Consider the following 11094-nt stretch of genomic DNA (forward strand, 5'->3'; position numbering starts at 1 on the left):
TGATCGGCGGGAGATGCCACCCTCAGGTACTCGTCGCCTCGTCAGGCGTCGCCGGGGAGCAGGTGCTGGTTGACCTGGCGGAACGCCCAGGTGCCGTTGGTGTGAGTGAAGACCCACACCAGGTCGAAGCGGTCGGGCCACTCGCTGGGGACGTCGGTGTCGGACGCGCCGAGCGCGGAGACGATGTCGGGGATGCGGCTGTGCTCCCAGCAGATCAGCACCGGCCCGGTGGCGGAGAGGGCGGCCTTCGCGAGGTTGCCCTCCTCGGACTCGGCGAAGTCGGTGTTGACCGTCAGGCCCATGTGACGGGCGAGCGGGGTGACGGTCTGTCGCATCCGGTGCGCGCCGGCGTTCGGGCCCTGGTCGGTTGCGGCGTAGATCGTGCGCGGGCGCTGGATGCCGGCCGGGAGCGGCCGTCCGGCGGACGGGTCGAAGAGTTTGGGCAGCGCGTTGGCCCGGTCCCAGCCGCGCTGGGTGAGCGACTTGTGGTCCTCGTGGCCGTGTTCGTCGATGCCGGGGTGGTGCTTGTCGGGCTTCTCGCCGTGCCGAATGATCATGATCATGGTGGAGTTCCCGGGTGTGGCCTTCCCGGAGCTGTGTGGGCTGAGGGAAGCGGCAGCCCCCTTGTGGCCACCGCAGGCCGCGAGCACCGCCGGGGCCGCCGCGGCCAGGCCCGCCAGTACCCAGCGGCGTCCCACCAGGGGCCGGTCGGCGGCAGAGGGTGAGGCGGCAGGCGTGGGGGTGGGTGACATGTCGTTGGATGTCCGGTAGTGCGGCATGTGCACAATCTCCTTCGTGCAGGGGAAGGGTGGGGGGTGGTGCTGCGGCAGTAGAGCACGCCTCTCTGAGGATGCCCGCCCAGCGGTGGCGTCAAGGTGCAGATGGATGGCCTGGGGGAGACGGGGGTCCGGGGTGGCGCTATGAGGGGAGGGCGTCCAGGGCGGCGTGCCAAGGGAAGGCGCTCCGCTGTGCGGATTTGGGTGGGTGCGGTACGAATCCGTCGCCCCCGAGTAGCACGGTGACGCCGGCGGTCCGCAGAGTGGCGACGCTCCTGGCGGTGGCGGGGTGCGCATGCTGCGCGGCGTTCCAGCACGGTAGTGCGACCGTCGGGATCCGCAGGCCGATCGCCTCCGTCAGCAGTCCGAGCGCCAGGGTGTCGGAGATCCCGGCGGCCCACTTGTTGAGGCTGTTGCAGCTGAGCGGGGCGGCGAGGATCGCGTCCGGCGGCGGCAGTACATCCTCCTGGCTCGGGAGTTTGTACTGGTGGCGGATCGGGTGCCCGGTGAGTTCGGTCAGGGCCTCGATCTCGCCTTCGGCGTCCTCGGTCGCCCATCGATAGGCGGCGGGCGTCAGTACCAGGCAGACGTCCCAGCCGGCGGACTGGGCGGCGCGGAGGGGGATCTCGATGCGGCGGGTGGGCGGGGCGGCGCAGGCGATCACGTACAGGGTCCGAGTCGTCGTCACCCGAGCAGTCCACAGCGCCCGGTGGGTGTCCGCAAGTGTGCGTCCGTCGGGTCCTCGGAGGCGGCGGGCGGGGCGCCGCCGAAACGCCTCCTCCCCTCCTTCCTGCGGGAGTCGGGCACCCCCGGCGGCTCGGATGCTCAGTCCGGGCGCCGGCCGGTCCCGCATCGTGGTGCGGGCGTCGTCAGGGGACCGGGGCTGTGGGGGGCGCGCGGGGCCAGTTGGGGTCAGCCGTCGGCGAGTTGGCGTACGTGGTGGGCGACGTCCTCCCACACCGGTTCCGGCAGGTCGTGGCCCACTCCCGGCAGGGGAACGAAGCGTGCGCCCGGTATGCGGGCGGCGACCGTGCGACCCGCCGACGGTTTGACGAGGGGATCGTCCAGGCCGTGCAGGACCAGGGTCGGTGCGGTGATGCGGCCGATGGCGGGTCCGTTCCACTGTGCGCCGATCTGGCGGCTCTGACTGCGGGCGTCCCGGACGCCAGGGTCGGGGGTGTCGGCCAGCATGGCCCTGATGGCCGGCTCGTCGAAGGGGTGGGCGGGGGAGTGGAGGAGGCGGGCGAGCGCCACCCCCACCTCGATGTGCCCTTCGAGGGTGCGGGAGCGCCCCATGCGGGCGAGTTGGGCGAGGGTGCGCAGCCGGATGTGGCGGAGGGTGGCCAGGCCGGCGTTGTCGCCGGGGACGGCCGAGACGGAGGTGAGGGTGCGGATGCGCCGGGGATGGCGCAGTGCGATGCGCTGGGCGACCGCGCCGCCGAGCGACTGGCCGAAGAGGTGCGCGGAGTCCCAGCCCAGGGCGTCCAGCACGGCGATGGCGTCGTCGGTCATGTCCTCGGCGGTGTAGGTGTCGCCGCGTCTGCGCAGGAGGGCGGTGATGGGGCCGGTGCTGGCGGTGGGCGGCAGGTGCGTCGATTCGCCCGCGTCCCGCTGGTCGTAGCGGGCGAGGGTGAATCCCTGGGCGGCCAGTGCCTGGGCCAGGCCGGTGGGCCACCAGTGCCGGGCGACGCCCAGGCCGGTCACCAGGAGGAGGGGCTCCCCGTCGTCGGGCGGCAACCGGTCGTAGGCGAGCCGGACTTCACCGTTGGATGCCCACTGGGTCGGGCTCCATGCGCGGCTCCATACGGGGGGCGAGACCTCTGACTTCATCGTGTTCCCTTCCGACTGGGCCTGCGCCTGCGCCGTCGTCTGCATGATACTGCGAACGGTGTTCGCGGTTACGAAGTTATAGTTATCAGCAGAGGGTTGGGTTGCGGAAGGGGCAGGTGAGGTTCGATGGCCGGCAACGGGGACCAGGAGGCGGAGGCCGTCTTGGTGTGGGAGCGGCCCGAGCGGGGTGCGCGGGGGCCCGCGCCCGAGCGGAGCCGGGAGCAACTCACCGCGGCCGCGATCGGGCTCGCCGATGGGGGCGGGCTGGCCGCGGTGTCCGTCCGGCAGGTGGCCAGGGAACTGGGCACCGGGCCCGCGTCGCTCTACCGGTATGTGGCCGGCCGGGACGACCTGGTGGATCTGATGGTGGACGCCGTGACCGGGGAGATCGACCTCGATGTAGAGCTGACGGGGGATCCGGTGGTGGATCTGGTCGCGTTGGCCGCCCGGACGCAGGAGGTCCAACTGCGGCATCCTTGGCTGCTGGAGGTGGCGCCGGAGGCCATGCGGGTCGGGCCGCGGGGGTTGGACTACCTGGAGTTCGCGCTGCGTGCGCTGGAGCCGGTGCCGGGCCTGACCGGGCAGGGGAAACTGGAGGCGGTTGCCGTGTTGAACGCCCTGGTCGCCATGTTGTCCGGGGTCGAACTCCGCGCCCGCCGGTCACCGACTGGTCGTCAGGCCGCGCAGTCCGCCTACCTGGGCACGGTGGCCGGGCGGGGCGGTCATCCGCTGCTGGCACGGGCGTTGGCTGGGGGAGCAGCGGGCGGCCCGGCCGGCGGGAGCCAGCCCGGTGCCGGGGCCTCCATCGAGGCCGGAGCCCGCTTCGAGCGGGTGGTCCGACGGGTGCTGGCGGGCCTGCTCGCGCCGGATCCGCTGGCCTAGTACCCGCCGCAAGTCACCGTCATCAAGGCTGCCGCGGGCGGCAGTAGGCCGTCCCTCAGGCCCAGTTGGTCCTCCGGTGCCCTGGAGGGCACGGCGACGGCCGGGGCGTCGACGCCGGCCCGGGCGAGCGACACCTCCGGGCCGATCGGTTCGCCGGACAATCCGGTCCGGGGCAACCGGGCCGCCAGGCCGGTCGGTACCGCGGTGGCGGCGGCCGGGGCCAGCGCCATGTCCTCCGGCTGATACATGGAACAGAGGTAATCAGTCGGACGTCAGGGGTGTGTGGTGGAAGGTGCGGGGCGGGGCGGGGCGTTGGGGGGTGCCCGGTGGTGAGGCACCACCCCGACGCAGCGCCCGGTGATGTCAGGCGGCGAGGTCAGGCCGGTATCTCGGCGGTGGTCCGGGCGTAGTGCTCGGCGATCTCGTCGCTGGTCGTCAGCCACACCCCGGGGTGTTGGGCGATGTGCTCCAGTGCCTGGTCCAGGTACTTGTGGCGGAACGGCTGGTTGATGACGAACGGGTGCAGCACCAACGACATCACCCGGCCGCTGTCCGCCGCGTCCTCATACAGCTGGTCCAGTTGGTCCTTGACGATCTGTACGAAGTCCGGGCCGCTCAGGCTCTTGCCGACGAACAGGCTGATGTCGTTGACCTCGATGGAATAGGGGACGCTGAGCATGCCCGGGACGTTGAGGCGGTAGGGCTGGTCGTCGCTGCTCCAGTCCAGTACGTAGTCCAGGCCCAGTTCGGAGAGGAGCTTCGGGGTTTCGAACGTCTCGGTGAGGGCGGGGCCGAGCCAGTCGCGGGGGCGGTGGCCGGTGGTCTTCTCGATGGTGCCGACGACGTCGGTCAGGAAGGCGCGCTCCTCGTCGGGCGTCATGTCCGCCTGGAAGAGGGAGTTGTTCTTCCCGTGGGCGACCCAGGCCCGGTTCCGGGCCCGGCCGGCCTCGATGATCTGCGGGTAGCGCTCGCCGACGTCGGAGTTGAGCATCACGCTGGCGCGGATCCCGTGCCGGTCGAGGCTCTCGATCAGCCGTCAGATGCCCACCCGCGGACCGTAGTCGCGCCAGCCGTAGTTGAGCGGGTCCGGGGCGAGCCCGGCGGTGCGGGGAAGATGCTCGTCGACGGGCGGTCGACCTGGTAGTGCTCGACGTTCAGCCCGACGTAGCAGGCGATCCGGGCGCCGCCCGGCCAGGAGATCGGGTCCCGCTCGGTGATCGGGCTGTAGTCGTAGAGCTGGTTGTCCATGGGGCTCACCTTGTGCTTGTTGTGGTTCAGTGCTTCGGTGCTCCGTATCGTCGAACCTTCACATTGATGTGAGGGTCAAGCGGCGCCGGCGAGTGAGGCCGATCACATGCGGATACGGGGTCGTCGGGCTTCGGTTACGGGCGATAGATGCAGGCCGCGAGTCCCGCGCGCCGCTGCCAGTCGAGCGATTCGTACAGCGCCCGGCCCTCGTCGGTCGCGCCCAGGATGCCGAGCGTCGCCCCCTCGGCCACGGCATGGTTGACGAGCGTGCGCATCACGAGGCCGCCCAGGCCGCGCCGGCGGTGCGCCTCCTCGGTCACCACCTGGTCGACGACCGTGGCCGGGCCGAGGACGGCCATCTGCCCCCTGGCGGCGAACTCGCCGTGCGCGTCGCGTACTCGGACGTAGGTGACGCCGTCCGTGGTTTCCACGGTCGTGCGATATCCGTCCGGCGCCACCGGGCGGGTGGTCCGGAGGTCCGCGGCCATCAGGTGCCCCGACTCCTCCTTGTCCGCCACCCAGCCTTCCGGGAGCCACGAGCCCGCCGTCTCCGTTTCCACGGGCAGTTTCAGCCAGGTGAGCGGGGCGGTCGCCGACGCGGTGGCCGCGCGCACCGAGGACGCGTCGGGGTCGGGCAGTACGTGGCGGCCTACTTGGTCCGGAAGGCCCACGTCGATGTAGAGCCCCCAGGGATGCTCGACGGCCCGGGGGCGTTGACGTGAGACGACCCAGCCGGCCGCCCAGATCCTGACGAGTTCCGGAACCATCGAACCCTCCCGAGTAAGTGCCACTTAACGGCTGTGCACATTACATGGCGGGGAGAGGGGTGGCACCCCCTTTATCGCGACCGTCGTCGACACCGGCGACGGCCGGCCGATGCCGCCCCGGCGCAGCCGGACGAGGGGAATCCGCCGAAGCGGCAGCAGGTACGGGCTCCTGACGCGCCCTTACGTCCTCGCGCCCGCCCTGACACCGCTGACGATCGGCAGGTGCCGGGGCCCGCGCAAGATCGGGCTGTGCCGGTACGGCGGGGGATCCTCGACCAGGCGCGGACCGTCCAGGCGGCGCAGCAACTCGGCCAGCGCGACCTGCGTCTCCAGACGGGCCAGCGGGGCGCCGAAGCAGTTGTGGACGCCGCTGCCGAAGCCGAAGTGCTGGTTGTCCCGACGGGCCGGGTCGAAGTGGTCGGCGTCCTCGAACCGCAGCGGATCCCGGTTGCCGGACGCCAGGATCAGGAACAGCGGCGCGCCCTGAGGGATGGTCACCCCGCCCACCTCTACGTCGGTCAACGGGGTGCGCTGCGGCAACATCTGGACCGGCGGTTCGTACCGCAGCAGTTCCTCCACCGCCGACGGCATCAGCTCCGGCTCCCGACGCAGCCGCTCCAGCGCGTCCGGACGGCGCAGCAGTGTGAGCATCCCGTTGGTGATGAGATTGACCGTCGTCTCGTGCCCGGCGATCATCAGCAGGGTCAGCGTCGTCATCAACTCCGGTTTGCCGAGCCGCCCTTCGGGCCCGTCGTCGTGCACCAGGGCGGAGATCATGTCGTCGGCCGGGTGCTCCCGCCGCCGGTCGGCCAGGCCGCCCAGATAGCCGGCCATCGCGATCCGTGCCTCCGCGCCCGCACGCTGCCTCGCCTGCGGATCGTCGTCGGGGGAGCGGTCCAGGGAGGCGATGATGGTGTTCGTCCAGCCACGGATCTCGGGCATGTCCTCCCGGGGGACGCCCAGTAGGCGGCAGATCACGGTGACCGGCAGTGGGTAGGCGAAGTCGTCCACCAGGTCGATCCGGTCCCGGCCCTGGAGCCCGTCGATCAGCTCCCGGGCGATGTCCACGAGGTCGTCGTGCAGCGCGTCGATCCGGCCGGGGGAGTGCGGTGGGCCGAAGGGGCGCATCGCCAACCGGCGGAGCCGGTCGTGTTCGGGATCGTCGACGCCGATGAAGGACGGCGGGAGGTCCTTGGGGCGACCCGACAGATCAGGGACGGTGCGGTGGCGCACGTCCGAGCTGATCCGCGGATCGTGCAGCAGCGCGGCGATCTCGTGGTATGTGCCGACCAGGTAGCTGCCGTCGTTCTGCAGTGCCACACCGTGCTCACGGAGTTCGGCGTAGAGCGGGTACGGGTCGGCACGGCTGGCGTAGGCGTTGATCCGTTCCAGCAGGGTCTCCGTGGACATGCGCGGGGCTCTCCTCGTCAAGGGCAGGGGCAAGCGGCGGACGGGCGGCGCGCGGTGCGGCGGTCAGCCCATCGGGCGCACCACGGCCAGGCGCCGGTCCGGCAGATGACCGGTGAGCGCGACGGTCGGGCCGTGCGAGAGCACCTTCGGGTCCGGGACGTCGGAGGGCACGACCTTCGGGGACGCGGGCCGGTCGGCGGCGCCCGGTTCGGGCGGGAACGGCGCCGCGGTCTCGATCAGACGCAGGTAGTGCTCCAGCCACTTGGCGCGGTTGACGCTGACCGCGGCGGTGACCCGGCCGCGGTACCCGTAGACCACGACCAGCCGGCCCTCCTCGACGGAGCCCTGGGCGATGGTCACCTGGTCCGAGAAGGTCGGGACGCCGACGGACTTGATGTTCAGCCCGAACTGACTGGACCAGAAGGCCGGCACCGCCAGGTGCGGGCGCCGCAGCGGCCCGGGGTTGACCATGTTGTGCGCCGCCACCGCTGCCTGTTCCACGGCGTTCCCCCAGTGCTCCAGCGCCAACATCTGGTACTCGAAGAGCGGATGCGGAAAACGGGCCACGTCCCCGGCGACGAACACGTCGTCGGTGACGATCCCGTACATGTCGAAGGCGCGGCACCCGGCGTCACAGGCCACGCCCCGCGGGCCCGCGGCGAGCCCCGTGCCGCCCAGCCACTCGGTGTTCCGAACGGCGCCCAGGGCGACCACCGCGACCTCGGCGTCGATCCGGCTGCCGTCGGAGAGCTCGGCACCGGTCAGCCGCCCGTTGCTGCCGGTGAGCGAGGTGACCGTCACCCCGCAGCGCAGATCGACGCCGTGCGCGCGCTGCAACCGTGCGGCGAACGCCCCCAGCGTGCCGCCGAGCGCCCCGACCAGCGGCGCCGGTCCGCGCTCGGCGACCGTCACCTCCAGACCGCGCTCCCGACAGGCCGAGGCGATCTCCGAGCCGGTGAACCCCGCCCCGATGACCAGGACCCGGCGCGGCCCGGCGTCCAGACGCTCGGCGAGCCGGCTCGCGTCGTCGATCGTCCGCACCGTCAGCACCCCGTCCAGGCGGGCTTCTTCGGGATGCGGCCAGGGCCGGGCGCGGGTCCCGGTGGTGATCAACAGCCGGTCGAACGGCAGCCGCTCGCCGTTCGCCAACAACACGTCCTTCGTGGCCGGGTCGAGCCCGCTGGCGCGCACCCCCAGCTTCCACCGCGCGTCCACCGGACGGCGGGCCGGCAGACCGACATCCGCCGCGGGCACCCGGCCCAGCAGTACCTGCTTCGACAGCGGCGGTCGGTCGTACGGCGGATGCGGTTCGTCGCCGACCAGCGTCAGGTCCCCGGTGAAGCCCTCGTCCCGCAGGGTCTCGGCCGCCCGCAGCCCGGCCAGGGACGCGCCGACGATGACGATCCGTCCCTTCTTCAGTTCAGCGGACATCGGCACCCGCCCCGGCCTCCGCCCCGGCCTCCGCGCCGACGAGGATGGCCTGTACCGGGCAGGCCGCCGCCGCCCGCCGCACCCGCTCCGCCTGCGCGTCCGGGGGCGCGGGGGCGTAGCGCAGCGCCTCCTCGCCGTGCAGCTCGAACACCCGCGGCGCGAGGAACACGCACTGCGCGTACCCCTGGCACCGGTTGAGGTCGACCACGATCTGCATTCCGCACCGCTCCTCCGCGCGAGCCGTCCACTCCGTCCTACTCGACCCGGGCGGGTGGCGCGGGTGGTGCTGGGCCGGAGGGGTGTGCACGGGGAGTGAGGGCGGAGCGGCGGTGGTCGACCACCGGAGCGGAGGGGCGCCGCGGCCCGTGAACGTCAAGCCGTCCCCGGTCCCGCTGAAAATCCCCGTCGGCCGGCGCGCCGGTTTTTTCCCGTGCCGCTGTGAAATACGCTCCGGAACCCTTATGGCGCAGCATACGAATACGGGACGGCGGGAAGGTTTCCGAAGATCGAAGAACAAGGGAACGGCAGTGCCGGGGCCGGGTGTGCGACGGCGGAATCAGGAGTTCCGGATGGCGTTCCCCGTGCGTCCCGGGCGTGCGGAAGAGCTGGTCATCGGGTACGGGGTATCCGTATTGACCCGGATTCGCCCACGACATCCAGCATCGGTCGAAACGTGATTTACGCAACGCTCGATGTCCGCCGCGGTCAAAAACTTTGCGATCATTTCAATCGAATCTGTCTCCGCAGTCCCAGTCATGAGATGGGATGGAGTGGAACGCTGCCCTACGAAGTGTGAGGAACCACGGTATGCCCTTTGCTCTGCCTGGAAATCTGGCCGCACCAGGGAAGGGGCAAGGGCAATCCAGACTCTATGTCCTGGACGGACTGCGCCTCGTGGCGGCGCTGATGGTCCTGGCGTATCACTACATCACCCTGCGTGATGGCTGGGGCAATGATCCGCATGCGATCTCGCCGACGATCTACCATCTCTCCCAATTCGGCTGGCTGGGCGTCGAAGTCTTCTTCCTCATCAGCGGATTCGTCATCTGCATGAGCGCCTGGGGGCGTTCGCTCGGCGACTTCGTGAAATCCCGGGCCTCCCGCCTCTATCCCGCGTACTGGGTCGGGGTGCTGCTGACCGCGGCCGTACTCATGATCTGGCCGCGGGTCCGCAGTGCGGACAATCTGGAAACAGTGCTGACAAACCTCAGCATGCTCCAGCAGGGCGTGGGGGTTTCCGACCTCGACGACGTCTACTGGTCCCTCTTCGTCGAGTTGAAGTTCTACCTGCTCTTCGCGCTCGTCGTGTACCGCGGTGTCACCTACCGCAGGTGCGTGCTCTTCTGCGGGCTGTGGACGGTGGCCGGAGTCGTCGCCCTCAAGGCCAACAGCAACTTCCTTTCGGTATGGGCGATCGCTCCCTACTCGCCCTATTTCATCGCGGGCATCGCCTTCTACCTGATGCACCGCTTCAAGCCCACGCTCCTCCTCTGGGCGATCGTCGCGGTCGAATTCCTGCTGGCCCAGCACTACGTCCGCGGCCGGCTGGTGATGAACGTCGGAGCCAAGGCGAGCATGGCGCACGGCTGGCCGGCGCGGGTGGGCGTCATCCTGGCCTTCGCCATCATGGCGGCCATCGCCCTCGGGGTATTCGACAAGGTGCGGTGGCGCTGGCTGCTGACCGCCGGCTCGCTGACGTACCCGCTGTATCTCCTGCACATGTACATCGGATTCACCCTCATCGACCTGCTGCGCAACAAGATGCCGGCGCCCGTCCTCCTGCTCTCCCTCGTCGCCTTCATGGTGATGCTTTCCTACACCGTGCACCGAGTGGTGGAACGGCCCCTGGGCAAATGGCTGCGCAACGGAATTCAAAAGGGCCTCCAGGAAATGCGCAGGAATTCCAAGAGTCAATCCGCAAAGGAATCCGATACCGCCGGGCCAGGCCCGGATACCCCCAAAAACTCCCTCGCCGAGAAATGCCGCGTGGGAACGCAGCGACCGTCACAGTGACCCCGTCCCGGTGACACCGCGACGGGGCGGCCGGGAGCGGGGGACGCATGCCGCGCCCGGCGCTCTGCGACCTGGGCGGCACGCCGCTCGACCGTGACCCGACCCGCGCCGCCCGGCCCCGTACCCCGCTGATTGCGAGTCCAGTGGGGGACGGGGCACTCTTGCGTCATGTCATACGTACGACTCGAAGCGTGGATCGGCGGGGAGTGGCTTGAGGTGGGCGCGGTGAGCGTCACCGTGGAGGAATCCGCGCTGACCCTGTCCTTCGAGCGCCAGCGGACCGAGGCCGGGTACCGGAGCATGATCTGGGAGCCGCTGGAGCACTTCCTGCGGGAGTACCGCGACGAACCGATCGTGGTCGTTCCGCTGGGCCGCAGCCTGCCCTTGATGTACGCCCCCGGAGGGGCCGGGCCCTTCCGGCTGGCGGAGGTGACGGAGTGACGGAGAAGGCCGAGTGACGGTGTGACGGGGCGGTGACGGGGGCGCGCACGCCCCCGTCACCGGTTCAGCGCACTGACTCGGCCGGCGGGCGCTCGCGCACCGCTCCGTAGGCGAGGAAGTACGCCGGGACCCGGTTCAGCCACCGTGAGGTGGTGAGCCGTGGGGGCCCCCCCCGGGGCCCCCCCCGGGGGGCCCGGGGGCTTGTCCACCGGGCGGGGGCCGGGCCGGTTGGGGCCCCCCCCCCCTCCGGCTACGTGCGCGGCGCGCGGGGTCAGTACGGGTTGAGGTCGTGGGCG

General features: G+C 70.9%; 13 protein-coding genes. 3 read left to right on the forward strand and 10 right to left on the reverse strand.

Translation table 11 applies throughout. The features are described from left to right. Window positions 1–41 precede the first annotated feature (41 nt). The 3 genes from ACFVT2_RS14100 to ACFVT2_RS14110 form a co-directional block, all read right to left on the reverse strand. Complete coding sequence (locus ACFVT2_RS14100; RefSeq protein ID WP_390016572.1) at window positions 42–779, reverse strand: hypothetical protein; 738 nt, start codon at window positions 777–779, stop codon at window positions 42–44. A gap of 139 nt (window positions 780–918) precedes the next feature. Then, window positions 919–1464, reverse strand: a complete 546-nt coding sequence (locus ACFVT2_RS14105; protein WP_390016575.1) for a flavoprotein — start codon at window positions 1462–1464, stop codon at window positions 919–921. A 224-nt stretch (window positions 1465–1688) separates the two neighbouring features. Continuing rightward, on the reverse strand, window positions 1689–2606 hold the full coding sequence (locus ACFVT2_RS14110) for an alpha/beta fold hydrolase (protein ID WP_390016578.1): 918 nt from the start codon (window positions 2604–2606) through the stop codon (window positions 1689–1691). A 126-nt stretch (window positions 2607–2732) separates the two neighbouring features. Here ACFVT2_RS14110 and ACFVT2_RS14115 point away from each other — a divergent pair, with 126 nt between their 5' ends. After that, window positions 2733–3488, forward strand: coding sequence for a TetR/AcrR family transcriptional regulator (locus ACFVT2_RS14115; RefSeq protein ID WP_390016581.1), 756 nt, complete (start codon window positions 2733–2735; stop codon window positions 3486–3488). Here ACFVT2_RS14115 and ACFVT2_RS14120 read toward each other — a convergent pair. From ACFVT2_RS14120 to ACFVT2_RS14150, 7 genes are all read right to left on the reverse strand, one after another. Further along, window positions 3485–3736, reverse strand: coding sequence for a hypothetical protein (locus ACFVT2_RS14120; RefSeq protein ID WP_390016583.1), 252 nt, complete (start codon window positions 3734–3736; stop codon window positions 3485–3487). The genes ACFVT2_RS14115 and ACFVT2_RS14120 overlap by 4 nt on opposite strands. Before the next feature lie 128 nt (window positions 3737–3864). Beyond that, window positions 3865–4482, reverse strand: coding sequence for a hypothetical protein (locus ACFVT2_RS14125; protein WP_390016586.1), 618 nt, complete (start codon window positions 4480–4482; stop codon window positions 3865–3867). A 35-nt stretch (window positions 4483–4517) separates the two neighbouring features. Continuing rightward, complete coding sequence (locus ACFVT2_RS14130; RefSeq protein WP_390016589.1) at window positions 4518–4736, reverse strand: hypothetical protein; 219 nt, start codon at window positions 4734–4736, stop codon at window positions 4518–4520. 134 nt (window positions 4737–4870) lie between these two features. Further along, entirely contained in the window at window positions 4871–5503 is a 633-nt protein-coding gene (locus tag ACFVT2_RS14135) for a GNAT family N-acetyltransferase (protein WP_390016592.1), read from the reverse strand. Window positions 5504–5683: 180 nt separating this feature from the next. Further along, window positions 5684–6913, reverse strand: coding sequence for a cytochrome P450 (locus ACFVT2_RS14140; protein WP_390016595.1), 1230 nt, complete (start codon window positions 6911–6913; stop codon window positions 5684–5686). A 63-nt stretch (window positions 6914–6976) separates the two neighbouring features. Beyond that, entirely contained in the window at window positions 6977–8344 is a 1368-nt protein-coding gene (locus ACFVT2_RS14145; protein WP_390016598.1) for an NAD(P)/FAD-dependent oxidoreductase, read from the reverse strand. Further along, on the reverse strand, window positions 8334–8561 hold the full coding sequence (locus ACFVT2_RS14150) for a ferredoxin (protein WP_390016601.1): 228 nt from the start codon (window positions 8559–8561) through the stop codon (window positions 8334–8336). Before ACFVT2_RS14150 ends, ACFVT2_RS14145 begins: the two co-directional genes overlap by 11 nt. 590 nt (window positions 8562–9151) lie before the next feature. Between ACFVT2_RS14150 and ACFVT2_RS14155 the strand changes: the two genes are divergently transcribed. After that, window positions 9152–10357 (forward strand): acyltransferase family protein, encoded by a 1206-nt coding sequence (locus tag ACFVT2_RS14155; RefSeq protein WP_390016604.1) that lies wholly within the window; start codon window positions 9152–9154, stop codon window positions 10355–10357. A 168-nt stretch (window positions 10358–10525) separates the two neighbouring features. Continuing rightward, the gene (locus ACFVT2_RS14160; RefSeq protein WP_390016607.1) at window positions 10526–10798 is read left to right on the forward strand and encodes a hypothetical protein; all 273 of its coding nucleotides are present in this window, start codon (window positions 10526–10528) and stop codon (window positions 10796–10798) included. Window positions 10799–11094 lie beyond the last annotated feature (296 nt).

This window comes from Streptomyces sp. NPDC058000, assembly GCF_042886435.1.
Lineage (GTDB): Bacteria > Actinomycetota > Actinomycetes > Streptomycetales > Streptomycetaceae > Streptomyces.

What these genes read in the sequence shown, in the direction of transcription:
- ACFVT2_RS14100 (WP_390016572.1), bottom strand. Translation starts at nt 779, where the DNA reads ATGCCGCACTACCGGACATCCAACGACATGTCACCCACCCCCACGCCT.
- ACFVT2_RS14110 (WP_390016578.1), bottom strand. Translation starts at nt 2,606, where the DNA reads ATGAAGTCAGAGGTCTCGCCCCCCGTATGGAGCCGCGCATGGAGCCCG.
- ACFVT2_RS14115 (WP_390016581.1), top strand. Translation starts at nt 2,733, where the DNA reads ATGGCCGGCAACGGGGACCAGGAGGCGGAGGCCGTCTTGGTGTGGGAG.
- ACFVT2_RS14120 (WP_390016583.1), bottom strand. Translation starts at nt 3,736, where the DNA reads ATGTATCAGCCGGAGGACATGGCGCTGGCCCCGGCCGCCGCCACCGCG.
- ACFVT2_RS14130 (WP_390016589.1), bottom strand. Translation starts at nt 4,736, where the DNA reads ATGGACAACCAGCTCTACGACTACAGCCCGATCACCGAGCGGGACCCG.
- ACFVT2_RS14135 (WP_390016592.1), bottom strand. Translation starts at nt 5,503, where the DNA reads ATGGTTCCGGAACTCGTCAGGATCTGGGCGGCCGGCTGGGTCGTCTCA.
- ACFVT2_RS14140 (WP_390016595.1), bottom strand. Translation starts at nt 6,913, where the DNA reads ATGTCCACGGAGACCCTGCTGGAACGGATCAACGCCTACGCCAGCCGT.
- ACFVT2_RS14145 (WP_390016598.1), bottom strand. Translation starts at nt 8,344, where the DNA reads ATGTCCGCTGAACTGAAGAAGGGACGGATCGTCATCGTCGGCGCGTCC.
- ACFVT2_RS14150 (WP_390016601.1), bottom strand. Translation starts at nt 8,561, where the DNA reads ATGCAGATCGTGGTCGACCTCAACCGGTGCCAGGGGTACGCGCAGTGC.
- ACFVT2_RS14155 (WP_390016604.1), top strand. Translation starts at nt 9,152, where the DNA reads ATGCCCTTTGCTCTGCCTGGAAATCTGGCCGCACCAGGGAAGGGGCAA.
- ACFVT2_RS14160 (WP_390016607.1), top strand. Translation starts at nt 10,526, where the DNA reads ATGTCATACGTACGACTCGAAGCGTGGATCGGCGGGGAGTGGCTTGAG.